Origin of the sequence: Cohnella rhizosphaerae, from assembly GCF_029525575.1 — a bacterium.
In the GTDB taxonomy this organism is placed as follows: domain Bacteria; phylum Bacillota; class Bacilli; order Paenibacillales; family Paenibacillaceae; genus Cohnella; species Cohnella rhizosphaerae.
On the sequence record NZ_JAPDIA010000008.1, the window covers coordinates 1354933 to 1378697 of the forward strand.

General features: G+C 62.5%; 15 protein-coding genes and 7 pseudogenes. 7 read left to right on the top strand and 15 right to left on the bottom strand.

Annotated features, from left to right (window positions below; all coding sequences use genetic code 11):
- The first annotated feature begins 168 nt into the window (after positions 1 to 168).
- From OMP40_RS29860 to mtnB, 7 genes and pseudogenes are all read left to right on the top strand, one after another.
- The gene (locus OMP40_RS29860; RefSeq protein WP_277536782.1) at positions 169 to 1347 is read left to right on the top strand and encodes a pyridoxal phosphate-dependent aminotransferase; all 1179 of its coding nucleotides are present in this window, start codon (positions 169 to 171) and stop codon (positions 1345 to 1347) included.
- Positions 1348 to 1759: 412 nt separating this feature from the next.
- Positions 1760 to 2879, top strand: a pseudogene (proB, locus tag OMP40_RS29865) (glutamate 5-kinase).
- Positions 2876 to 4124, top strand: a pseudogene (locus OMP40_RS29870) (glutamate-5-semialdehyde dehydrogenase). The pseudogenes proB and OMP40_RS29870 overlap by 4 nt, the downstream one beginning before the upstream one ends.
- A 56-nt stretch (positions 4125 to 4180) precedes the next feature.
- Entirely contained in the window at positions 4181 to 5050 is an 870-nt protein-coding gene (gene proC / locus OMP40_RS29875) for a pyrroline-5-carboxylate reductase (RefSeq protein ID WP_277536783.1), read from the top strand.
- Between the two features lie 97 nt (positions 5051 to 5147).
- Positions 5148 to 6371 (top strand): annotated as a pseudogene (locus tag OMP40_RS29880) (2,3-diketo-5-methylthiopentyl-1-phosphate enolase); the annotation flags it as partial.
- A gap of 42 nt (positions 6372 to 6413) precedes the next feature.
- Positions 6414 to 7058 carry a 2-hydroxy-3-keto-5-methylthiopentenyl-1-phosphate phosphatase gene (locus OMP40_RS29885; RefSeq protein WP_277538125.1) on the top strand — a complete coding sequence of 215 codons (645 nt, stop codon included), beginning with the start codon at positions 6414 to 6416 and terminating at the stop codon, positions 7056 to 7058.
- A gap of 4 nt (positions 7059 to 7062) precedes the next feature.
- Positions 7063 to 7701: a methylthioribulose 1-phosphate dehydratase gene (mtnB, locus tag OMP40_RS29890; protein ID WP_277536784.1), complete on the top strand. Its 639-nt coding sequence runs from the start codon at positions 7063 to 7065 to the stop codon at positions 7699 to 7701.
- 87 nt (positions 7702 to 7788) lie between these two features.
- Here the strand turns inward: mtnB and OMP40_RS29895 are convergent, their stop codons facing one another.
- From OMP40_RS29895 to OMP40_RS29965, 15 genes and pseudogenes are all read right to left on the bottom strand, one after another.
- On the bottom strand, positions 7789 to 8181 hold the full coding sequence (locus OMP40_RS29895; RefSeq protein WP_277536785.1) for a DUF2500 domain-containing protein: 393 nt from the start codon (positions 8179 to 8181) through the stop codon (positions 7789 to 7791).
- Between the two features lie 122 nt (positions 8182 to 8303).
- On the bottom strand, positions 8304 to 8687 hold the full coding sequence (locus OMP40_RS29900; RefSeq protein ID WP_277536789.1) for a hypothetical protein: 384 nt from the start codon (positions 8685 to 8687) through the stop codon (positions 8304 to 8306).
- 46 nt (positions 8688 to 8733) lie between these two features.
- The gene (locus OMP40_RS29905) at positions 8734 to 9459 is read right to left on the bottom strand and encodes a DnaD domain protein (RefSeq protein ID WP_277536791.1); all 726 of its coding nucleotides are present in this window, start codon (positions 9457 to 9459) and stop codon (positions 8734 to 8736) included.
- Positions 9452 to 10676 (bottom strand): annotated as a pseudogene (locus tag OMP40_RS29910) (acetate/propionate family kinase). Before OMP40_RS29910 ends, OMP40_RS29905 begins: the two are co-directional and overlap by 8 nt.
- Positions 10673 to 11546 (bottom strand): annotated as a pseudogene (locus OMP40_RS29915) (3-hydroxyacyl-CoA dehydrogenase family protein). The pseudogenes OMP40_RS29910 and OMP40_RS29915 overlap by 4 nt, the downstream one beginning before the upstream one ends.
- A gap of 217 nt (positions 11547 to 11763) precedes the next feature.
- Positions 11764 to 12924: a histidinol-phosphate transaminase gene (gene hisC, locus OMP40_RS29920; RefSeq protein WP_277536793.1), complete on the bottom strand. Its 1161-nt coding sequence runs from the start codon at positions 12922 to 12924 to the stop codon at positions 11764 to 11766.
- Positions 12925 to 13154: 230 nt separating this feature from the next.
- Positions 13155 to 14324, bottom strand: coding sequence for a hypothetical protein (locus tag OMP40_RS29925; RefSeq protein ID WP_277536794.1), 1170 nt, complete (start codon positions 14322 to 14324; stop codon positions 13155 to 13157).
- Positions 14311 to 14835: an RNA polymerase sigma factor gene (locus OMP40_RS29930; protein ID WP_277536795.1), complete on the bottom strand. Its 525-nt coding sequence runs from the start codon at positions 14833 to 14835 to the stop codon at positions 14311 to 14313. The genes OMP40_RS29925 and OMP40_RS29930 overlap by 14 nt, the downstream gene beginning before the upstream one ends.
- Before the next feature lie 233 nt (positions 14836 to 15068).
- Positions 15069 to 16568 (bottom strand): AAA family ATPase, encoded by a 1500-nt coding sequence (locus tag OMP40_RS29935; protein ID WP_277536798.1) that lies wholly within the window; start codon positions 16566 to 16568, stop codon positions 15069 to 15071.
- A complete protein-coding gene (locus OMP40_RS29940; protein WP_277536800.1) occupies positions 16561 to 17094 on the bottom strand; it encodes a hypothetical protein in 534 nt (177 codons plus the stop codon). The genes OMP40_RS29935 and OMP40_RS29940 overlap by 8 nt, the downstream gene beginning before the upstream one ends.
- A 335-nt stretch (positions 17095 to 17429) precedes the next feature.
- Positions 17430 to 17954 carry a cell wall elongation regulator TseB-like domain-containing protein gene (locus OMP40_RS29945; RefSeq protein ID WP_277536802.1) on the bottom strand — a complete coding sequence of 175 codons (525 nt, stop codon included), beginning with the start codon at positions 17952 to 17954 and terminating at the stop codon, positions 17430 to 17432.
- Complete coding sequence (locus OMP40_RS29950) at positions 17951 to 19255, bottom strand: amidohydrolase (protein WP_277536803.1); 1305 nt, start codon at positions 19253 to 19255, stop codon at positions 17951 to 17953. Before OMP40_RS29950 ends, OMP40_RS29945 begins: the two co-directional genes overlap by 4 nt.
- Positions 19252 to 19939, bottom strand: a pseudogene (locus OMP40_RS29955) (redox-sensing transcriptional repressor Rex). Before OMP40_RS29955 ends, OMP40_RS29950 begins: the two are co-directional and overlap by 4 nt.
- Positions 19940 to 20151: 212 nt before the next feature.
- A pseudogene (gene dinG / locus OMP40_RS29960) lies at positions 20152 to 23024 on the bottom strand (ATP-dependent DNA helicase DinG); the annotation flags it as partial.
- Between the two features lie 48 nt (positions 23025 to 23072).
- Positions 23073 to 23735 carry a tetratricopeptide repeat protein gene (locus OMP40_RS29965; protein WP_277536805.1) on the bottom strand — a complete coding sequence of 221 codons (663 nt, stop codon included), beginning with the start codon at positions 23733 to 23735 and terminating at the stop codon, positions 23073 to 23075.
- Positions 23736 to 23765 lie beyond the last annotated feature (30 nt).

The window sequence follows — 23765 nt, forward strand, 5'->3', positions numbered from 1 at the left end:
TAGCCTCATCGTAACCGATTCGCGGCACACCGACAAGACGCGGCATCTCCCCCCTTTTCCGATTGTCCTACTTGACGCCTTGTGCTATTGTTTTCCGTAGACCGTATATTCAACCTATTGCCTTTTGAAAAGCACTTCAATGAAAGCAACGGAGCGTGAAGCTGCAACATGTCCATCTCCATTCAACCCGCGGACCGCATGGCCGGACTGCCCGAGCAATTTTTCGCCGCGCTCGTCGGCAAGGCGAACGCCCGCGCCGCGACCGGACGCGACGTCATCAACCTCGGCCAGGGCAATCCGGACCTGCCCACCCCTTCGCATATCGTCGACAAACTGAAGGAAGCGGCGGAAAATCCGCTGTACCACAAATATCCGCCGTTCCGCGGATTCCCGTTTTTGAAGGAAGCCGTCGCGAAGCGATATAAGGAAGATTACGGCGTCGACCTTGATCCCGCGACCGAGGTCGCGATCCTGTTCGGCGGCAAGACCGGCCTCGTAGAAATCAGCCAGTGCCTGCTCAACCCCGGCGACGTCTGTCTCGTACCCGACCCCGGCTATCCCGACTATTGGTCCGGCGTGGCGCTCGCAGGCGCGCGGATGAGCCAAATGCCGCTGCTCGCGAAAAACGGCTTCCTCCCCGACTACGAGGCGATACCGGCCGAGGATCTTGCCCGCGCGAAGCTGATGTTCCTCAACTATCCGAACAATCCGACCTCCGCCGTAGCGACGCCCGAATTTTACGCGGACACCGTTCGCTTCGCAGAGAAGAACGGCGTCGTCGTGGCAAGCGACTTCGCTTACGGAGCGATCGGGTTCGACGGCCGCCGGCCCGTGAGCTTCCTCGAGACGCCGGGCGCCAAGGAGGTCGGCGTCGAATTTTATACGTTGTCCAAAACGTACAATATGGCCGGCTGGCGCGTCGGGTTCGCGCTCGGCAACCGCAAGATCGTCGAGCTGCTCAACCTGATCCAGGATCACTACTATTGCAGCCTGTTCGGCGGCATCCAGGAAGCGGCCGCGCTGGCGCTGAGCGGCCCGCAGCGGGCGGTGGCCGATCTCGTCTCCGTCTACGAGCGCCGGCGCAACGCGCTTTACGACGCCTTGGCGTCGCACGGCTGGCACGCGCCCAAGCCGGACGGTTCCTTTTTCTGCTGGCTGCCCGTGCCCGAAGGATACGACTCCGCATCCTTCGCCAATCTTCTGCTTGAGGAAGCGGACATCGTCGTCGCGCCGGGCATCGGCTTCGGCACGCACGGCGAAGGGTATGTACGCCTCGGACTGCTGGCTCCGGAGGAGCGGCTCCGCGAAGCCGCCGGCCGCATCGGACGGCTCGGCTTGTTCCGCTAAAGCCGGCGCGCCTGGCGGGCGTTCGCTTTCTTTACAAGCCGGCGGGGCCGTGCTATTCTTAAACCAATCGGCATCGCCAGCCAAGGCGGCGCCTCCGTCCTTATTTTTAAACGCGACGACGGGAACCGAAGGACATTCGCGCCGAACAGAGAGCAAATTCCATGGGCTGGAAGAATTTGCGCGGTCGCACGCCTTCCCCCCATCCCCGAGCGGCCGGCGAAGAGCCGGACGAAGCCCGCCGTTACCGGGCGTTCAAGCGGACGTTCTTCGCCTCGCGGCAAGGAGCGTCAACGAAGGTGGTACCGCGGGAGCCAGGCTCTCGTCCTTTGAACAGGACGGGGGCCTTTTTTGTTTGCGCTTCTGCGCGATTGTCATCGAGGTTCTATTTTGCAAACGAAAGGAAGCGGTCAAGATGCGTCGCATCGTCGTCAAGATCGGCAGCAGCTCGCTCGCCGGCGAAGCCGGGGGGGCTTAACCGGGACAGCTTCGGCTACTTTGCCGCCGAGATCGCAGCGCTGCATCGCCAGGGCGTTCAGACCTTGCTTGTCAGTTCCGGCGCCATCGCGGCCGGCTACCGCACGGTCGGGTACGAGACAAGGCCGAAGCTCGTTCACGAAAAACAGGCCGCCGCCGCCGTCGGCCAGGCGCTGCTCATGCAAGCCTATCAGGAAGCGTTCGCGCCATACGGAATCGCGGCCGCGCAAATCCTGCTCACGCGCCCCGACTTCAGCCAGCGCCAGCGCGCGTTAAACGCGCAGCGCACGATCGAGGAGCTGCTGCGCCAAGGGGTCGTGCCGATCATCAACGAGAACGACACCGTCGCCGTAGACGAGATCAAGTTCGGGGAAAACGACTCCCTCTCCGCCCTCGTCGCGAACCTTGTGAAGGCGTCCGGCCTCTATATTTTGACGGACATCGAGGGACTTTTCACGGCGGACCCGCGCAAGGACGCCTCCGCCGTTCGCATCGACCGCGTCGAGGTCATTTCGGAGGAGCTGTACCGGATCGCGGGCGGCGCCGGATCGTCGGTCGGCACGGGCGGCATGCGCTCCAAGATCGAAGCGGCGCGGATCGCCATGGGCGGCGGCGTGCCGACGTTCGTCGGACGCTCGACCGAGGCCGGCGATCTGATTGCTGCCGTCGAAGGACGCGGCAAAGGCACGTACTTCGCGGCATCGCTCCACTCGCTGCCTGCGAAAAAGCAGTGGATCGGCTTTTTGTCGGTGCCCCAGGGGCGCGTCTTCGTCGACCCGGGCGCCGAAGCTGCGCTGCTGAACGGCGGGCGCAGCCTGCTGCCCGCCGGCGTCACGCACGTCGAAGGCGAATTCCACCCCGGCGACGTGGTCGAGGTTGTAGGCGGCGGACGGACGCTGGGCCGGGGCGTATCGAATTACGACGCCTGGCAGGTTACTGCGGTGGCCGGGCTGTCGAGCGAAGAAGCCGCCCGACGCGTAGAGGTCGGACGCATCGAGATCATACACAGAGACGAATGGGTCACCACTTACGTGCCCAAGGAGGCGAAGGGATCATGAGCGAAGCGAGAAACAAAGCGATCGCGGCCGGTACCGCGACGGCTGCGCTTAACAATCTGACGACGGCGCAAAAAAAACGAAGCGCTCGCCCTGATGGCGGATGCGCTCGTCGCAAGCCGCGACGACATTATCGCAGGCAACGACATCGATATCGAACGCGGACGCGCCGGCGGCACGTCCGAGTCCCTCCTCGACCGGCTGCGCCTCGACGGCAAGCGCATCGAGGCGATCGCGCAGGGGCTGCGCGAGGTCATCGCCCTGCCCGATCCGGTCGGCGAGAAGATCGCCGAGTTCGATCGGCCGAACGGCCTGCATATCGAGCAGTACCGCGTACCGATCGGCGTCGTGGGCATCATTTATGAAGCGAGGCCTAACGTCACCGTGGACGCCGCCGGACTGTGCCTGAAGACGGGTAATGCGGTCGTGCTTCGCGGCGGGTCCGCCGCCCTCGAGTCGAACAAGCGCATCGTGGCCGCCCTGCGCGGCGCGCTGCGCCAAAGCGCTGTGCCCGAGGACGCGCTGCAGCTCGTCGAGGACGCGAGCCGCGCTTCGGCCAACGAAATGCTGAAGCTGAACGGCCTGCTCGACGTTATCATTCCGCGCGGGGGCGCCTCGCTCATCCGCAACGTCGTCGAAAACGCGACCGTGCCGGTCATCGAGACCGGCGCCGGCATCTGCCACACGTACGTAGACGCTACGGCCGACTACGAGATGGCCGAAGCGATCGCGTTGAACGCCAAGGTGCAGCGTCCCTCCGTCTGCAACTCGATGGAGACGCTGCTCGTCCACGCGGACTTCGCGGGCCGACACCTCGAGCGGCTGGCGGAGAGCTTCCGCCGGGCAAGCGTCGAGCTGCGCGCGGATGCTGCGGCCAGGTCCCGCGTTGTCTGGGCGCTCGAAGCGACGGACGAAGATTACGCGACCGAGTACAACGACTATATATTGAACGTTCGCGTCGTCGGCGGTCTCGACGAGGCGCTGGCGCATATCGCGCGGTTCGGCACGAAGCATTCCGAATGCATCGTGACCGAAGACCGGGCGAACGCCGACCGCTTCCTGCAAGAGGTCGACGCGGCGGCCGTCTACCACAACGCCTCTACCCGGTTTACGGACGGCTTCGAGTTCGGCTTCGGCGCGGAGATCGGCATCAGCACGCAGAAGCTTCACGCGCGTGGGCCGATGGGTCTGCCCGCCCTGACTTCGACCAAGTATCGCATTTGGGGCAACGGACAAACGCGCGGATAATCATTCGCGCCCTTAAACGTTAAGGACGTTAATTACATGACGGGAGACGAACAGCGATGCATGAAACGACAGGTACGCTCGCTCATTCTAAAATATGCTTTTACGGCGCCGGCTCGATGGCGGAGGCCATCGTCCGCGGACTCGTGGACACCGGCGCCGCGCCGGCCGGCAACATCACGGTGTTCAACCGCTCGAACGCCGGGCGGCTGGCCGAGCTTCGCGCGCGCTACGGCGTCCTTGCGGCGGACAGCGAGGCCGCAAGACAAGATGCGCTGCTCACCGCGGACGTCATCGTGCTGGCCATGAAGCCGAAGGACGCCGCATCGGCGCTTGAGGCGCTCGCGCCGGCGCTGCGCGCGGAGCAGCTGCTCGTGTCCGTCATCGCGGGCTTGTCGATCGATACGATCCGCGGATTGACGAGCGAGAAGCAGCCCGTCGTACGCACGATGCCCAATACGTCGAGCAGCATCGGCCTTGGCGCGACCGGCATCTCCTTTTCCGAGGGCCTGGGCGACGATGCGCAGCGTCTTGCGCTCGATATGTTCGGCGCGGTGGGGATCGCGCAAGTCGTCGAGGAGCGCTTGCTGGAGGCGGTGACCGCCGTATCGGGCAGCGGACCGGCCTACATTTACTTCGTAATGGAGGCGATGATCGCCTCCGGCGTCGCGCAGGGCTTGACGCCCGAAGCGGCGCGCGAGCTGACCGTGCAGACGGTGCGCGGCGCGGCGGATATGGTCCGGCTGACCGGCGAGCAGCCGTCGGAGCTGCGCCGCAAAGTCACTTCGCCGAACGGCACGACTCAAGCGGCGATCGAGACGCTGCAGCGGCATGGCGTCGACGAGGCGTTCGAGGCAGCCATGCGCCGCTGCGCGGAGCGTGCCGGCGAACTGGGACGCGCGATCGCCGAAGAGGCGCTGCAAGGCTGACCTTCGCTTTACGCCCCCGCCATGGGGTCTGCGCTGCGCTACCCCAGACGCCATCGATTTTTAACACAAAGTTTTAACAGAAAGAAGGTAATGCCAAATGAGCGCCAACAAAAGCCAGGCGACCTATCGCCTGTTCGACGACAAGGCGGACTTCGCCAAAAAGGCGGAAGGCATCGCCGTCGGCCTGACGGTCGGAAGCTGGACCGAGCTGCCGGAAGTCGCGAAGCAAAAAATGGAAAAGCATCTGGGCCGCGTCGTCTCCGTCGAGACGTATGAGCCGGCGGGCGCCGGACCGGGCGAGCGCTACGCCGACATTACGATCGAATATCCCGACGTCAACTTCAGCAGGGACATCCCCGCGCTGCTCGTGACCGTGTTCGGCAAGCTGTCGATGGACGGCCGCATCAAGCTGACCGGTCTCGCGCCGTCGGCTGAATTCCTGTCCGCCTTCCCCGGTCCCAAGCTGGGACTTGCGGGCGTCCGGGACTATCTCGGCGTCCACGACCGCCCGCTTCTCATGAGTATTTTCAAATCCGTCATCGGCTACGACCTGGAGGGCCTTCGCGAGCAGTTCCTCCAACAGGCGCTCGGCGGCGTCGATCTGATCAAGGACGACGAGATTTTGTTCGAAAATCCGCTCACGCCGCTCGAGCGCCGCGTCGAAGCCTGCATGTCCGCCGCCCGCGAGGCGGAAAGCGTCACCGGACAGAAGCTGATCTACTTCGCCAACCTGACTGGACCGACGTCCAAGCTGCGCGAAAACGCGCTGCGCGCCATCGACGCAGGCGTGAACGGCCTGCTGTTCAACGTGCTGGCCTACGGCTTCGACGCGCTCGCCGAGCTCGCAGCCGACCCCGCCGTCAGCGTGCCGATCGCGGCGCATCCGGCGATGGCCGGCGCCTACTATCCGTCGCCGCATCACGGCATCTCCGCGTCCGTTCTGCTCGGGACGCTCATCCGCATGTCCGGCGCGGATCTGTCCCTCTTCCCTTCGCCTTACGGCTCCGTCGTTATGCCGAAGGCCGAGAACCTTGCGGTTCAGGATGCGCTGGTGAACGCGGCGCTGCCCCAGAAGGCCGTCCTGCCGGTACCGTCCGCAGGCATCCACCCCGGCCTCGTCCCGCTCATCGTCCACGACTTCGGACGCGATGTCGTCGTCAACGCAGGCGGCGGCGTCCACGGACACCCGCTGGGCGCGGCCGCGGGCGGACAAGCGTTCCGCCAGGCGATCGACGCCGTGCTTGCCGGCGAGGACCTCGAAGCCTATGCGTCCGCCGGCGGCGGCCGCGAGCAGCTGAAGCTCGCGATCGAGCGCTGGGGGGGTGCGCCGGCCGTGAGCAAGCGCGTCTTCAACAAGCCGCCGGTGCTGTTCTGCGACTTCGACGGCACGATCACGCTCAGCGACAACATCGTCGCCGTCATGAAGCAGTTCGACCCGCCCGGCTGGCGGCCGATCGTCGACGACATCGTCGCGCTGCGCAAGTCCGTGCGCCAGGGCGTCGGCGAGATGTTCGCCTTGATCCCTTCCGCCCGCAAGCAGGAGATCACGGACTATATCCTGTCCACCGCCGGCATCCGGCCCGGCTTTCAATCGCTGCTCGACTGGTGTAAAGCGAACGGCGTCGAGTTTTACGTGACGAGCGGCGGCATCGACTTTTTCGTCTATCCGATGCTGGCGCCGTTCGACATTCCGCTCGATCACATTTATTGCAACGGCAGCAGCTTCGAGGGAGACCGCATCGAGATTCTGTGGCCGCACGCCTGCGACGACGAATGCGACAACGACTGCGGCATGTGCAAGACGACGGTCATCCGGCGCTTCCCGAAGGACCGGTATACGCGGATTCTAATCGGCGACAGCGTGACGGACTTTGCGGGGGCGAAGCTGGCCGACCTTGTGTTCTCCCGCTCCCACCTGACGGAGCGCTGCGTCGAGCTCGGTCTTCCGCACGTTCCGTTCGAGACGTTCCACGACGTCGTCAGACATCTGGATGAAGGAGATTGGTAAACGTATGAGCGATCTATTACTTGAGGACAAGCAGCGGGTCTACCGCGAGCTGGACGCGGTCAAATCGGACTTCGCCGCCCGCGGCTGGTTCCCCGGCACGAGCGGCAATCTGTCGATGCGGGTAGGCGGCTTCGAGCCGGACCGCTTCGCGTTCGCCGTGACGGCAAGCGGGAAGGACAAAGCCGCATCGACGCCGGAGGACTTTCTGCTCGTCGATCAGACAGGCAAGCCCATCGAGGCTACGGGGCTGAAGCCCTCGGCCGAAACGCTGATTCATTGCGAGATTTATCGGCAGACGGGCTGCGGCGCCATTTTCCACATTCACTCCGTATACAACAGCATCGTGTCCGACCTCTTCTGGGAGCGCCGCGCCGTCCCCGTCGAAGGCGTCGAGCTGATCAAAGCCTTCAACATTTGGGACGAGGAAGCCGTCATCGACGTGCCGATCGTCTCCAACTTTGCCGACATTCCGCGCATCGTGCCGGAGGTCAAGGAACGTCTGGACAGACGAATTCCCGGCATTTTGCTGCGCAAGCACGGCATTTACGCGTGGGGCCGCGACGCGTTCGAGGCCCGCAAGCATTTGGAGGCGTTCGAATTTTTGTTCGAATACGTCTACCGGATGGCGCTGCTGAAGCGCTGAGCCGTTCCCCGTCGTTTCACAAGCAGAAAATGCAAAAGCCCGCCTTCCTCGACGGAAGAACGGGCTTTTTTTAACGAATGAAGTCGCTCAAGATCTGCCCACGAGCCGCAAGCCCCTGTCTTTTTCCCGCTCGAAGCCATAGAAACGCGACCCTTGATACGTCAGCATGCCGGCATCCTGCTCCGCCAGCAGTCCGTACTCGCCGCCGCTCAGCTTGAATTCGATGCGGGCGCCGTCCGCGAGTTCGAACGTCGCGTAATAGTACGTATCCGACTGGTGATGCGAGATACCGTCGTCGTGATGATGGCGGTAATGGACGAGCGAACGCTTGGAGACGACGCGGGAAGCGACGGACAGCAGCGGCTGCTTGTTGTTGCGGCTCCACTCTCCGATGCTACGGACGCCGAAGATCGCGATGATGCCGAGTACTGCGCAGAACAGAACCGGAAGAATGACCTGCAGTTCGCCCAAAATGTCCAAATCGATCCGCTCCTCTCAGTTCCTGTCGCCGGCCTAGCCGCTTATACCTATATGTACGCGGCTCGGTCCGAAAACTTAACCGAAAAAAACGGATTTGCGTCTCGGGTCGGGATCGATGAGATTCAGGGCTTCGCGGATTTGACCTTGCTGACGTGGCGGAAGCGGAGCGCCGACCAGACGGCGTCGATCGCGACATTGCTGACCACGCGGTAATCGGTGCGGGTCTCCATGATCCGCCACAGCAGATCGCGGTTCAGATCGGTCTGCACCTTGGCGGATTGCTTCGGGTAAGAGATCCAGCAGACGGCGTCCGGCTGCAGCAGCGGAATGATTTTCGGCAGCGTCTTCAGCGCGTCTTCGGTGTTTTTGACGAACACGAGCACGAAGTCGAATCTTCCCTCCGCTTCGGTCTCGGCGTCGACGCCTAGGTCGAAGCCCTCCGGCGCCCCGTATACGAGCGCTCGCCCGGTTTTGTAATACAGTTTTTGATATAGCGGCTTTTCCATCGTCGCATGCTCCTTCATGTCATCTGGCCGAAAGGCCGTTCAGCCTTCAGCGTCCGGTACGGAAGCGCTGGGCGTGCGCCCTGGCGTCTTCTACGCTGCGGACCCGATTGCGGCTCCATTCAAGCAATATTCTGTCCATGTACCGAAAAGAGAGCTTGCCCGCGAACACCGATTCCTTAAGCGCGAACAAGATCAATTCTTCCGCGTACTTGTCCTGGTCGAGCCAGCCGGCGATCGTCTCCGCTTCCATCGGCGAGATCGGGCGTCCGAACTCCCGCTCGAATACGGCGAACAGGCTCACCGTCTCGGCATCCGGACCGTCCTCCCGCGCGAATCTGTCCCCGCCCGCGAAGTCCGCGGCTCCCTGCGCGACCGACGACGCCTGCGAGCCGGCGGCCCGAACGGGCGCCTCGCCCGATGCAAGCAGCTGGGCGATCGCCTGGTACAAGCCGGCCAGGTTGTAGCGCTCCGCTCTGATGCCGCTCGCCGGGTCGCTCACCTCGTCGATCGCGATCAAGCCGCGGCGAATGAGCTTTTGAAGCGATTCGCCGATGACCGCGCCAGACGCGCCGAGCCGCTGCTGCAGCTGCTCCATCGTCGGAAAATCGTTTTGCTCCAGCTGTCTGAAGGCGACGACCTGGATGAGCAGCATGCAGTCGGTGTCGGTCAGCCCCAGCATCCGATAGACGCGGAGCAGCGCGTACGGAATGCTGACCGCGCCGTCCATGTACGCTTCGGCCAGGATGGCCGCCGTGCCGCCGGCTTCATTCATCGGCTGCCGCCTCCTTGGACGTCCTGACGAGCCTGTACGTGTCGCGCGCGATGAGCAGCTCTTCGTTCGTCGGCACGACGAGCACCTCGACCCTGGAGGCGTCCGTCGAGATGCGCCGGGAATCGCCGGATCGGACGCGGTTGCGCGCTTCGTCGAGCTCGATGCCGAGGAAGGTCAGCCCTTCGCAGACCGCCTTGCGCAGCACGTCCGAATTCTCGCCGACGCCCGCGGTGAACAGCAGCACATCGATGCCGTTCATCGCGGCCGCATAGGCGCCGACGTACTTGCGGATCCGGTAGACGTACATCTCGAACGCGGTCCGCGCAGGCTCGCTGCCTTCGTTCATCGCCTGCACGACCTCGCGCATGTCGCTGCTGATGCCGGAGATCGCGATCAAGCCGCTGTGTTTGTTCAGCATGGAGTTGACCTCCGACAGCGTCAGCTCCTCCTTGTTCATCGCATAAGGGACGATCGCGGGATCCAGATCCCCGCTGCGCGTCCCCATCATGAGCCCTTCGAGCGGCGTCATGCCCATGCTCGTATCGAACGACTTGCCGCCAAGGATCGCCGTGCAGCTCGCGCCGTTGCCGATATGGCAACTGACGATTTTGAGCTCCTCCAACGGTTTGCCCAAATACTCGGCGGCCCGCTTGCTCACGTAATCGTGCGATGTGCCGTGGAAGCCGTATCGCCGGATCTGATGCTTGCGGTAGAGCACCATCGGAATCGCGTACAAGTAAGAGGTCTTGGGCATCGTCTGATGAAAGGCCGTATCGAATACGACCGCCTGCGGAACGTTCGGCAGGTTCGTCTCCACGGCGAGAATGCCCATCATATGGGCCGGGTTGTGCAAGGGGGGCCAGGTCGAACAGCTTGCGAACCTCCAGCTTCACGTCCGCGTCGATGAGCACCGATTCGCTGAACGTCTCTCCCCCGTGGACGATCCGGTGGCCGACGGCCTGGACCTCGTCGATGTTGCGAAGCACGCCGAAGCGCCTGTGGGTCAGCATGTCGAGCACCTTGCGCACGGCCGTCGTATGCTCGAGTATTTCGCTCACCTCGCGCACCTCCGGCTGCCCCTCGACTTCGTGCGTCAAAATCGACGACTCCATGCCGATTCGTTCCACGCGGCCTTTGGCGAGCACGTTTTCCGTCTTCATATCGTACAGCTGGTACTTCAGCGAGGAGCTCCCCGCGTTGATGACTAGCACGTTCATGGCTGGCGCTCACCGTCCTTCGTATACTTGAAGAAGCCCTGTCCCGTCTTCACGCCGAGCTGGCCTGCGCGCACCTTCTTCTTCAACAGGATCGACGGCCGGTACTTGAGCTCGCCGTACTCCCTGAACATGCGGTCGAGCGCCGCCCATACCGAGTCCAGGCCGAACCGGTCCGCCATCTCGAGCGGTCCGTATTGAAACTGATAGCCGATGCGCATCGCGGCGTCGATATCCTCCGGCGAGGCTACGCCTTCCTGCAGCACGTTCAGCGATTCGTTAATGAGCAGGCAGATGAGCCGCGTCGTGACGAAGCCGGGAGATTCGAAAACCATGACGCCTTTTTTTGGACAGGTCGCGCTCGATGAACTCCTTCGTCCGCTCGAACGTGTCGTCCGACGTCTGCAAGCCCCGGACGATCTCCACGACGTCGATCCGGAACGCCGGATAAACGAAGTGCATGCCGATCACCCGCTCGGGATGCCTGGTCACGCTGGCCAGCTCGGTGAGGCTGAGCGTCGATGTATTGCTCGCCAGCACGCGGTCCTCGGGAATTATGTCGTCCAGTTGCTGAAACACCGTTTTTTTGCTTTCCAGGTCTTCGCTGATCGTCTCGATGATCAAGTCGCACTCGGCCAGATGCTCGAGCGAAGGTTCGGCGTGGATCCGGTTCAATATCAATTTTTTCTCCGCTTGGGTAATGGCCCAGCGCTCGATCTGACGGTCCAAGTTTTTCTCGAGCGCGGCCTGCGCCTGCTTCAGGCGCGAACCGGAGCTGTCGGTCATATGCACGTCCAGCCCTTTGGCGGCCAGCATCTCCGCGATGCTCTGGCCCATCGTCCCCGCTCCTACTACGCCGATCGTCCGAAACATACGCCGTTCCCCTTCCCGGTTGCACGTTCTGCATCCAACCTGACTTTCCCATATTAACATACCCGCCGACCGACATAAACCGACGACGACCGCGGAATCCGGGAATGGTTTGCGTCGGTTTTGCGTCGGGACTGTGACAAGCGCGAATGGACGCCGCCAGGATGCCCCGGAAGACCGGTTTGGCCGATCGAACGGCGCTTTTAGGCTCGCCGCGCGCCTAATCCGCCGATCGCAAAACATCGGTCAGGCAAGCGAGCAGCAGGTCGATCTCCTCCGCGGTCCCGACCGAGACGCGCAGCCATTCGGGCAGCCCCCAACCCGCAGCGTCGCGAACGATGACGCCCCGTCGAAGCAACTGCTCGTAAACAAATGACGCCCTTGCGCCGAAGTGTGCGAGCATAAAGTTGGACTGCGACTTGACGGACCGCACGCCAAGACGATCGAGGCCTTCGCGCAAGCGGTCTCGTCCAACGGCGTTCGTGCGCAATGTCGCCTTCAGGTGAGCCTCGTCGTCCAGCGCCGCTCTGGCAGCGACTTGGGCGAGCGCGTTCACGTTAAAAGGTTCTTTGACGGCGAGCAAATGTGCGACGACGTCAGCCGGACCCGCGGCGAAGCCCGCCCGGATGCCCGCAAGCCCGTAGGCTTTGGAAAAGGTTTGCAGCACGACGAGCCGGGCTCCCGCCCGCAGCAGCTCGAATCCGTCCGCATAATCCTGCGCGTCCGCGAAATGCGAGTAAGCGGCGTCCAGCACGAGCAGGCATCCGTTCGGCAATCGGGAGAGCAGGTATTCAAGCTCCGCCTTCGGCAAGTACGTGCCGGTCGGATTGTTCGGCGAGCAGACGAAAACGAGCTTCGTGCGGGCGTCCACCGCGGCGAGCAGGTCGTCCGCCCGCAGCGCGAACGAATCCGCGAGCGGCACCGCGACAATTTCCGCGTTCATGAGCCGGGCGCCGAAGCCATACTCGCTGAACGTCGGCGCGAACGTCGCGATCCGGTCGCCCGGCTCGAGATAAGCTTCGCAGATCAGCGTGATGAGCTCGTCGGCGCCGTTCGCTACGATGAACTGGCAAGCTTGCAAAGATAACTTCTCCGCCAGCCTGCTTCGAAGCGGCACGGCGCGGTCGTCGGGATACCGGTGCATGTCGGGCAGCGCGTCTCGTACGGCTTGAAGCGCCAGCGGCGACGGACCGAGCGGATTTTCGTTGGATGCCAGCTTGACCACACGCTCGAGTCCGAATTCCGCCCGGATATCCGAGATCGAGCGTCCGGGCGCGTAAGGCTGCATGCCTGCGAGCGCGGCGCGGGGGGACGGGCCGGACGCGGCGCGGACACCGGGCAAGTGAAAGGCTTGTCGTGAAAACGATTGACGGTTTTCCACGTTGAAGGTCAGCTCCTTTATGTCGAATTAGCCATATAATACATCACCGCGTTAATACAGTAAAGTATCGTTGCAAAATAAAACTGCAATTCCCGCAGCGGCGACGAATTGCAGCCTTTGATGAGGCAGCTATTTCACGCTTGATGCAATCGAATCGTCGTCCAGCACCGTAGCGAGCTGTTTTTTCCAGCTGTCCAGGTATTTGTCTTCTTTGGCCCATTGGGCCATGATCAGCGATTCGTTCGAACGAAGCGGAATACGGAGCGGGTCCTGGTCTCCACCCTGCAAATGGTAAGGGTAAACGACGAGCTCGTCGTCCAGGACGATAACGAGCATGTCCTCGTTAGGCGACGAAAACGCGTCCTTGGCGCCCGGTTCGATCTCAAGAATCTGCGACCAGGTCGGATAAAGCGTGTCGAACTTGTTGATCGATTCGGGAAGCGGCGTGGGCAGCTCGGCCAGCGTCCTGTTCGCGAGCGGCGCGAAAGGCTGACCGGCCGTATCGGCCGCCGCCGCGACCCAACTGCCGGTGCGTCGGATAATGGACCATTGCTCGGTGCGCTGCTCGGATGCGGCCGGATCTTTTTTGCGCGACCGGCGTCTCGGTGGCGGTTTCCGCCGTTTTCATCGCTTCTTCCAGCGAGACGTGCGGCTCCGATTCGGGCTCGAACACCCTGCGCTGGGCGCCGGCCGCCAGTTGATCCATGTCCTTCACCCATCGGTAAACGCGGTTGGGGGGCATCGGACGGATTTTGTTCGACCGAGACGTATTTGTTGCCGACGAACAGCAGCCGTTCGGCCAGCGGCGCAGCGGACGTCTCGCGAAGCGCGCCCACGTCGGTCTTGGCCGCTTCCTTGCCGGTCACCGGGTAGGCGATCAGCTTCTGGGCCGGAGCTGGACTGCCCGCATCGGAAGATACCGCTTCGATCTTCCAAAAGTTCTGGCCGTACGGCATGACGATGCCGTCGCCCTGGGCCGACAGCTCGAACTGCCCGTCCTCCGGCGCGATAAAAAGCGTGCGGTAGCTGCTGACGACGCTGCCGTCCTCGCTCTTCGGATCCGCGCGAAGGCCGAGCAGCAGGGCGGAATGCAGTTCGGCGTCGGCGTCGGCGAATAACGGCGCGTCGGTGCCGGCGGTCTGTCCGGCCCGCTGCAGGTTGATCGTGCCGGCCGGTCCGCCCGAGCCGAACGACCAATGCCACAGGCCTGCGAATAAAAGCAGTACGGCCATCGCCGCGAGACCCGCGCCGTGCCAGCCGAACCGAAGGAGCGGGTGGCGTCGCCGGTCGGGACGCTCGATCGCCTCTTCGATGCGGGCGACGAGACGCGCGTCGAAACCGTGTTTGATGAGCGGGCCGCGCGATAGCTGCTGCTTGAGGTCTTTATCATTCGGTTCCATGGCCGTTGCGCTCCTTCATTTTCGCGATTTTGCGACGAGCGTGAAACATCCGCGACTTGACGGTTCCCTCGGTCACGCCCAGCACGTCCGCGATCTCCTTCAGCGACAGCTGATGGTGGGCGTACAGGATAAGTACCTCGCGGGATTTGACCGGCAGCTTGAGCACCTGCTTCCAGAGCTCGTTGACGGCGTACTGTTCGATGACATCGTCCTCGACGGAACGCCGCTCCCCCGTCTCCAGACTCCAGTCCGTCAGCGACACGCGCCGGACGAAAGCGGAGCGCTGGTGATCGATCACCGTGTTGCGCGTGATCGTCAGGAGCCAGGTGCGGATGGACGAGTCGCTCCGGAACGTGTCCAGGTTTTTGAAAACCTTGACGAAAACGTCCTGCGTAACGTCGTCCGCCACATCCCACTTGCGCGTCAGGCTGTAGGCGAAGTTCCACACCTCTTTGCCGTAAGCGGTCATCAGTTCGTGGAGCACCGTTTTTTTGTCGTCGGAATCGCTCATGTATTTTAGATATTCGAAATTGGCGTCGGAGTTCTGCAAACAACCACCTCATTATTGGACGAAGACAAATGACTTCCGGTTCAAATTATTATGTTACCACAATTATTTGGTTCGGTCATTTCCTGTCGCTCCTATGCGTTGCAGGCAACTTTTTGCAGGAACCAGCGCCGTCAACATAAACGAGGCCGTCCCGCAGCCTTGCTCGGCTAAGCGGAACGGCCTCTTCGATTGGATCAGGCGGCAGCGGCGTTCAAATGCGCGCGCAGCTCCTCGCCCGACAACGTCTCTTCGCGGATCAAAATGTCGAGCAGCTTCGCAAAAGTATCCATTTGACCGGACAGCAGCTTGCGGGTCGCATCCGTCAAGGCGTCCAGAATTCGGCCGTTTTCCTTGGACCACTGCTCGGCGGTAAGCGCCTCGGGATGGATGATCCCGAGATCCGTCATGCCCGACTCGATCAATGTTTTGACGATGTTGGTCGCCTGGTCGAAGTCGCCGCGCGAACCGGTGCTGCGGCCGCCGTAATGCAGCTCTTCGGCAACCGCGCCGCCGAGCGCGATCTGGATCTGCGCCTCGAGATACGTCTTCGTGTACAGATAGCTGTCCTTGCGCGGATGATGCCGCACGTACCCGAGCGCTTGCCCGCGCGGCGTGAGCGACACCTGCGCGACGCTGCCCGGCCGCACGCTCTCGGCGACGATCGCATGGCCCAGCTCGTGAAGCGCGACGCGCTCCCGCTCCTCGCTCGTCGTCTCGCGGTCCATCCGCTCGCCCATCATGACTTTGTCGATCGCCTGGGCCAGATGCGCGGGACGCAGCACTTCGCTCTCCTCGCGCATCGCGTAGATCGCGGCTTCGTTCATGACGCTCTCGAGCTGCGCCCCCGAGAAGCCGAACGTTTCCTCGGCAACCTTGTCCAAGGACACCTCTTCGGACAGCGGTTTGTTCCTGGCGTGCAGGCGAAGAATGTGCTCGCGGCCGTGCCGGTCCGGCATATCGACCTGGATGTGCCTGTCGAATCGGCCGGGGCGGGTGAGCGCGTTATCCAGCAGCTCTTTGCGGTTGGTCGCGGCGATGATCAGCACGCGGACCGACTCGTCGCCTTGAATGCCGTCCATTTCGGTCAACAGCTGGTTGAGCGTCTGGTCGTACTCTTTGTTCTGGCTGCCGTCGCGCTTGCCGCCGATCGCATCGATCTCGTCGATGAAGATGATCGCGCTGTCGCGCTTCTGCTTGGCGGCCAGCGTGCGCGCCTGACGGAAAATGTCGCGGATGCGGCCGGCGCCCACGCCGACGTACATCTCGACGAACTCGCTGCCGGACGCCGCCACGAACGCCGAATTCGTATGCTTCGCCGCAGCTTTGGCCAGCAGCGTCTTGCCCGTTCCCGGAGGGCCGGTAAGCAGAATGCCCTTCAACGGACGTATGCCGAGCTTCGCGATGCGCTCGCGCTGTACGAGAAAGTCGAGCGCCTCGACGAGCTCGCGCTTCGCCTGCTCCTGCCCGCCGATATCCTCGAAGGTCAAATACGCGGGCGGACGCGACGGACCCTTGCGCGCCGCGCCGCCGAACGCCATGCCGCTGCGCGATTTGGCCATGAACAACAGACCGCCGACGAGCCCTGCGCCAAGCAGCAGCGGAAGCGCGGGCACGCCGACGAAGATCATGAACGCGATAAACACGGGCACGAAGCCGATCGCCATCTCTTTACCGTAGGATCTCCAGTTACGCATTCGGCCACACCCCCATCTGCTCGCCCTGGCGAGGAAGAATCACGTACTTGGCGCTGCCGGAGAGACGCAGGCTGATATATACGTTTTCTTCGTCGATCTCCGTGGATGCGCTAAGCCCCGGCGTCTGCGACTGCAGCTTGGCCATCGCGTCGCGGATCGCGGTATATTCTTTGCGGTCCATCGCCTGGGCGACGTCGAACAGCGCCGAACGCCACACTTTTTCAAGCGCTTCGTTATCGGGATTCTCGGCGACGAGCGTCAGGCTCTTCGAGCCGATCGCGCGGGCGCCCTCTTCCTTCACCGTTCTATATACATCGGCAAGATCAGCGGTGTCGCTAAGCTTGACCTTGATCGTGACGCCGTCCGCGTTCATGTCCGAGCTGGCCGATTCGACGCCCGGTACGTTCGCCGCAGCGCGGTCGAGCGGCTGCTCCACGCCATAATGACGATAAGCAAACCAACCGCCGAACAACAGCGCCGCGGATATAACGGCCGTCGTCGCTATAGGCAGGATTCGCAATTTCATTTAGGCATTGGCCTCCTTTAATCTGTTGTAAAATCGTTCGCAACGTCCTCTGCATCAACAATACATCAGCTAGTATATCATAATTTGATAGACTAAATATATATCATCGCTTAAAAAAGTTGTGTCAAATATTTGCGCGCGGGGTAAATGGTAGGTTGCTCGCGAAAAGACGACAGCATAACGACGTACATACATAACTGCCGTTTGCGATATGCGGATCCCCCCCTCGATTCCCGATCCCCAGTTACTGGAACGATCGCAAAAAAAGACCTGCGCAGCAAAGGCGCAGGTCGGCGATGCAATCGGATGCCGACGAGATTTGTACGGCAACCGAACTATGAAACCAAATTATACGTCCTCAGCTGGCTCCCGTCCTTGAAGGAATAAAAAACGATCGCTTGCCGCTTCGTGCCTGGATCGTCCGTATAACGCAGCTCCCAGGCGGGCTGTCCCGAAAACCACCCGGGCAGCAGACGCACGATCTTTTTGCCCGGATGCTCGGCATTGAATCGGCTGCGGATGCTGTCTTCGCCGTAGCCGTCCGAAGCTTTCTCCTTGACCGCGCCGTCCTCGCGAAGCCATACGAACCAAGCCGTGCCGGCGGCATCCTTGCCTTCGACGACCCAGATCGAATCGTCCCATACATGCTTGGACACCTTGTCGATTCCGGTCAGCCCCGCTTCCTGCTTGGCCTTTGCCGCCGCGGCCCGCTCCTCGCCGCGGTATTCGGCATCCGCGCTTCGAATGTAAACGACGAATACGACAGCGAGAAAGACGAGGAAGCCGAGCGCGATGAGCGTCAGCCGCCAGCCCGTCCATACCGACTGGCGCCTTCGTTCGGCGATGCGGCTCGGCGTCATCCCCGCAGCCTCTCGAAGCAGCGCTGCGCTTCGTGGCGGATGCGCTCGACGTCAAGCGTCAGCAGCTCGCGATCGCGCATGATGCGGCGGCCGTCGACCCATACATGCGCGACGTCCGCGCCGCTGGCCGAATACACGAGGTGGGAAATATAATCGGTGCGCGGCATAAAATGCGGCTTGTCGATCGAGACGGCGGTAATATCCGCTTTGAAGCCGGGACGCAGGCTGCCGGTCACGTCTCCTAGCCCGATCGAACGGGCGCCGTAAAGCGTGCCCATGCGCAGCGCCTCGCCAGCCGGAACGGCCGTGGGATCGCCCGATACGCCCTTGTGCAGCAAGGCAGCAAGACGTATCTCTTCGAACAGGTCGAGATTATTGTTGCTCGCCGCGCTGTCCGTGCCGAGCGAGACCGTCACGCCGGCGCGAAGCAGCTCGGGCACTCTCGCCACCCCGCTGGCCAGCTTCAGATTGCTGACCGGGTTGTGCGAGACGGCGACGCGGCGCTCGGCGAGCAGCGCGATCTCCTCGTCGTTCAGATGTACGGCATGGGCGACGAGCGAAGGCCGGGAGAACAGTCCGAGCTTGTCCAGGTGCTCGACCGGACGCGCGCCGTATTGGTTCACGTTCAGCGCCACTTCCGCCGCGGTCTCGGACATATGCGTATGAAGCGGCAAGTTCAATTCGTGGGCGGCCGCGACGATCCGTTCGATATAGTCGGGCGGACACGTATACGGCGAATGCGGGGACATCATCACCTGAATGCGGCCGTCCGCCGCGCCTTGCCAGGTCTTGGCGAACTGAATGGCGTCGTTCAGCTTCGCCGTCTGGACGTCGGGCGGACAAAGACCGATGACGCCGCGCGTCAGCGTTGCCCGAAGACCCGCTTGGACGGCGACTTCGGCGACCTTGTCCATGTGGTCGTACATATCGACGAACGTCGTCGTCCCGCTCAATATCATCTCCGCCGCCGCGAGGGACGTGCCCCAGTAGACGTCGTCTCCCGTAAATTTCGCTTCCATCGGCCACATATGATTCTCCAGCCAATCCTGCAGCACGAGATCGTCCGCCAGCCCGCGCAGCAGCGACATCGCGGCATGACCGTGCGTGTTGATCAATCCCGGCATGAACAGCAGCCCTTTGCCGTTTACGATCTCCTCGGCGCCGTCGCGCACCTCAGGCGGCGCCGCGCCCTCGCCGGAAGCGGCGATATAACCGTCCACGACGCTGAGCCACCCTTCGAAAATTTGCCGTTCCGCGGACGGCTCCGCGAAAATACCGTTCTCGATCAGCCAACGTTTCATTGTTCCGCTCCTTCTGCATCGTCGGTCGGGACGGGCTGTTGCGCGCCGTCCGAATCCGAATCGTGATCCATATAATAGGCCAGGCTCAGCAGGTCGCTCGTGAAGTCCGCGTGGTGAATGCGGATGCCAGCCGGTATTTTGAGCACCGTCGGCGCGAAGTTCAATATCGCCCGGATGCCCGCTTCCACGAAGCGGTCAGCGACTTTTTTGCGCCTCGCTGGCCGGCACGGTGATGATGCCGATCGAGATGTCCTTGTCCTTCACCTCGTCCGGCAGCATCTGAATCGGGTTGACGGTCAAATGGCCGATCGCCACCCCTTTTTTGGCGGGGTCGTCGTCGAATACCGAGACGATTTTCATATTGTCTTTCAGGTACATGTTGTAGTTGCACAGCGCTCTCCCGAGATTGCCCGCGCCAACGAGCGCCACGTGAATCGGACGGTCGAGGTTCAGAATATGGCGGATCTTCTCGATCAGATATCCGACGTTGTAGCCGACGCCTTTCCGGCCGAATTCGCCGAAGTAGGCGAGATCCTTGCGGATTTGGGCGGGATTGAGATCGAGCTTGTCTCCCAGGTCCTGCGAAGACACGGTCTGGACGTCGCTGATGCTGAGCTCGTTCAAGTAGCGCAGATAGATCGGAAGGCGTCTGACGACCGCTTCAGATATTTTGATTTGCTTCAACTGGAGACTTCTCCTTCCGTTGCGTCGGTTTCCTGCTTCGATTTTTTCGCTCTCGCCCGCTTTGGCTTCGCCTGTGCCGGAGCCTGCTCGGGCTCGTACCGGGAAGCATCGGCTTCGGCGGCCGGTACGGTCGATTGCTTGCCCGGCCGCGCGGCCGGCGCGCCGACCGCCGGCGGCGACGCATGCGGACGCTCGGCATCCGCGGCGGTTTCGGCGGAAGCGGGCTCGGACGGATGCAGCCATTCGCGCACGCGCGGCACGAGGCCCGCCAGCGGCAGATGCTCCATCTTGGGTCCGGGCAGCGAATACAAAAAGTATTTGCCGTAGCTCGTGTCGATGACGCGCGTGTCGTACAGGACGACGATGCCCTTGTCCGAAGCGGTGCGCACGAGCCGGCCGAAACCTTGCTTGAACTTGATGACCGCCTGGGGCAGCGACAGCTTCATGAACGGGTTTTTGCGCTGCGCGGTCAGGCGTTCGCTCTTGGCCTCCGTGACCGGATGGTTCGGCGGCTGGAAAGGCAACCGGACGATCGCAAGACAGGTCAGCGCGTCTCCCGGCAGATCCACGCCCTCCCAGAAGCTGCTCGTACCGAGCAGTACCGAGCGAGGCTGCTCCATGAACTGGCTCGTCAGCCGGCTGCGGCTTGCTGCCGTCCATCCCCTGCCCGAGCACTTGAATGTCGACCGGGGCTAGCGCGGACTTGAGCGGCTCGTATACCGACTTCAGCATCTTGTGCGAGGTGAACAGCACGAGCATGCGGCCCCGGGTCTCGGTCGCGACCTCGGCCAGCGAGGTCGTGAGCGCCTGCAAAAACGCGGCTTCGCCGTCCCGGCCTTTGATCGACGGGAAGTCCCTGGGAATGAGCAGCAGCGCTTGCTGCCGGTAGTTAAATGGCGAAGGAAGCTGCGCGGTTCGCAGTTTGCCCTGCTGCTCCGCTTCGTCCAGGCCGAGCTGCTCCTTGACATATTGGAACGACTTGTCCACCGTCAGCGTCGCCGACGTCAGAACGATGCTGTCCTTTTGTCCGAACAAGCCTTCCTTCAGCAGGCCGCTGACGTCCGCCGGCACGATATACATCCATAAAGAACGGCTCTTGTATTGGGTATGCCCTTCGATCCAATAGACGCACTCCGTCTCGGACATCGAAACGAACGATTGCAGGTCGCCGCGCACGGTCGACAGCTCCTTCACCGAGCCGTTCATGTCGGTCAAGAGGCTCTGCAGGGCGAGATCCTCGCTTCGGTCCCGAATCTCCGCGAGCAGTCTCTCCAGCGGCCGCACGAGGTCGGAAAGGCGCAGCACGACGTTGTCCCCGTCTACGCGGATCGATTCCCAATCCCTCGGCATGGCATCGGGCTTCAGCCGGTAGCTCAGACCGCCCGTCTCGTCCGCGGCCGCGCCGGACGCCAACAGGGCGTAGAGCCTGTCCGTCCATTGTTCCCATGATTCCCGCAGCTCCTGCACGCGCGGCAGCAGCTCCTCCAGCTTCTCCGCCCAAGTGCCGCTCGCGCTCTCGGCCGTGCCTGTCAGCTGGGAGATCAGGCTCGGCAGCTGTCCCGTCCGGGCGTCCTTCGCGAGTCTCGCCAAGGCGGCAGGAAGCGCGCCGTATCCGATCCTGCGCCCGAGATGATTGCTCGCCACCTCTTCCATATGATGGGCCTCGTCGACGATGAGCCGGTCGTATGCGGGAAGGAGCCGATGCTCCGCGCGCATGTCGGTGAATACCATGGCATGATTCGTAATGACCAGATCCGCCTTGAGCGCATCCTGCCGCGCGCGATGATAGAAGCATTTGCGGAACCACGGACACTGCCGGTTCAAGCAGGAATCCGCGTCGCTCGCGACGGCGTTCCACTCCTCCTTGGCGCGGCTGCCGAGGTTCAGCTCCTCCGCTTCTCCCCGCTCGGTCTCCGACAGCCAGACGGCGAGCTGCCCGCGCGCCACGGCTTCCTCCCGCGACAGCGCGAACGCCGGCGTCTGCATCTGCTGCTCGAACTTGCGGAGGCACATATAGTTGCTTCTTCCTTTGAACACCGCCGCCTTGAACGGCACCGGGAGCACGTCCTGCAGCAGCGGAAGGTCGCGTTGTCGCAGCTGCTCCTGCAGCTGGATCGTATGCGTCGTCACGACGATTTTTTTTATTTTCTTTTAATCCATAATAAAGGGAGGGCAGCAAATAGCCGAGCGACTTGCCCGTTCCGGTGCCTGCTTCGACCAGCAGGTGGGCGTCTTCGCTCAACGCCCCGTGCACCTCGTCGTACATGATGCGCTGTCCTTCTCTGGGCTCGTAGCCCGGAAACAGCGTCTTCATGCGACCTTCGACGGCGTCGAGATACGATTCGAACGGCATGTCCGCCAGCTCGCGCTCGGCTTGAAGCCGCTGCGCCTCGCGGCCTTCGTCGTCGTCCGTCCAGTCGGCGATCCGCATCGCGAACTGGCGGTAGTACTGGTAGCCGTCCGGCTCTTCGAACCAAGTCGTGTCCCGCTCCGCGCGAAGCGACGACAGAAGCCAGCCGAGGTCGCTGCGCTCGCCGTCCGTCAGCTCGCAGAGCCGTTCGAGCGTGAGCGTCGGCAGCGACCTTAGCCTGCCGATGCAGGCCGTCAGCACTTCGGCGGTGGCGAGCGCGTCGCTGTCGGCCTGGTGCGGCCGGTCGTGCGCGATGCCGAGCCCGTGCGTGATCGCCGTCAGCCGGTACGAAGGCAAAAACGGAAAGACCAGCCTCGCCAGATCGACCGTGTCCAGCACCCTGCCCGAAAACGGCAAATAACCGCTCTTGTCGAGAGCGGCCTGCAAAAAGGCGGCGTCGAAGCCGGCGTTGTGCGCGACGAGCACGGCATCCGAAAGCAGCGGCACCATTTCGGCAACCGCATCTTCGATGGCGGGCGCGCCGGCGACGTCCGCGTCCCCGATTCCCGTCAAGGTCGTAATGAAAGCCGGGATCGAACGCGACGGCTTCACGAGCGATTGATATACGGAAGACACCGCGCCCGTGTCGTCCACGACCGCGATGCCGATTTGGATGATTTCATCGTGCTGGGACGACGTTCCCGTCGTCTCGAAGTCGAGTACCGCGAATTTCATGAATTGACTTCCTTTCTTGCACTTCGCCTTCGTCGCGGCCTGTCGAGATTAGATAGGCGCGAGCGCCGTCAGTTCGGCGCTGCCGAAGGAGAGCTGTACGCTGTCCGAATCGCAAAGACAAGCGTCCAAATTGTGCTTCGCGTCCGCGAAGCCGGGATCGAGCTCCATCGCTTTCCGAAAAAAGTGCTGGGCCTGCGCCAAATTCGCTTGTACCGCCTGCACGCAGCCCATCGCGTTGAAGGCGATCGCCTGAAGTCTGGGCTCGTCGGCCGTCCCCGCGACGAGTTGAAAATGACGGTGCGCTTCGGCGAATTCGCCGAGATGCATTCTGCTCATCGCGAGGTACAGCCGCGCAAGCGACCATTCCGCGTGCCGGGAGAGCAGCTGCTCGAACTGGCATGCGCACTCGCGGAACATGTGCAGCTTGAAGTATCCTTGGCCTTTCACGAACGGAACGGGCCATTCGGCGGGCATCGCGGCGACCGCGGGCTTGGCCTTGCAGCCACCCGCATCGTCCGCCTGGCGGCGGCGCCTGTAATCGCCCATTTTTTCCTCGAGCGCGAGCCATGACTCAATGATATCATCACTCATCGATTTTAACACGTTCCATTGCTCTTCCAGCGCCAACTTTTCGTCCGGCGTCGAATTCGGATAGCGTTCGATCATCTCGTCCAACACGTCGTTCATGGCGGAGAAAAAAGGCTGAATCACGGATGAAGGCCCCCAGTCGCAGACGAATTG

Coding starts and splice junctions, on each gene's coding strand:
- proC (WP_277536783.1), top strand. CDS start 4,181: ATGCATGAAACGACAGGTACGCTCGCTCATTCTAAAATATGCTTTTAC.
- OMP40_RS29860 (WP_277536782.1), top strand. CDS start 169: ATGTCCATCTCCATTCAACCCGCGGACCGCATGGCCGGACTGCCCGAG.
- OMP40_RS29930 (WP_277536795.1), bottom strand. CDS start 14,835: ATGAGCGATTCCGACGACAAAAAAACGGTGCTCCACGAACTGATGACC.
- OMP40_RS29925 (WP_277536794.1), bottom strand. CDS start 14,324: ATGGAACCGAATGATAAAGACCTCAAGCAGCAGCTATCGCGCGGCCCG.
- OMP40_RS29945 (WP_277536802.1), bottom strand. CDS start 17,954: ATGACGCCGAGCCGCATCGCCGAACGAAGGCGCCAGTCGGTATGGACG.
- OMP40_RS29935 (WP_277536798.1), bottom strand. CDS start 16,568: ATGCGTAACTGGAGATCCTACGGTAAAGAGATGGCGATCGGCTTCGTG.
- OMP40_RS29900 (WP_277536789.1), bottom strand. CDS start 8,687: ATGGAAAAGCCGCTATATCAAAAACTGTATTACAAAACCGGGCGAGCG.
- OMP40_RS29940 (WP_277536800.1), bottom strand. CDS start 17,094: ATGAAATTGCGAATCCTGCCTATAGCGACGACGGCCGTTATATCCGCG.
- OMP40_RS29950 (WP_277536803.1), bottom strand. CDS start 19,255: ATGAAACGTTGGCTGATCGAGAACGGTATTTTCGCGGAGCCGTCCGCG.
- mtnB (WP_277536784.1), top strand. CDS start 7,063: ATGAGCGATCTATTACTTGAGGACAAGCAGCGGGTCTACCGCGAGCTG.
- OMP40_RS29905 (WP_277536791.1), bottom strand. CDS start 9,459: ATGAATGAAGCCGGCGGCACGGCGGCCATCCTGGCCGAAGCGTACATG.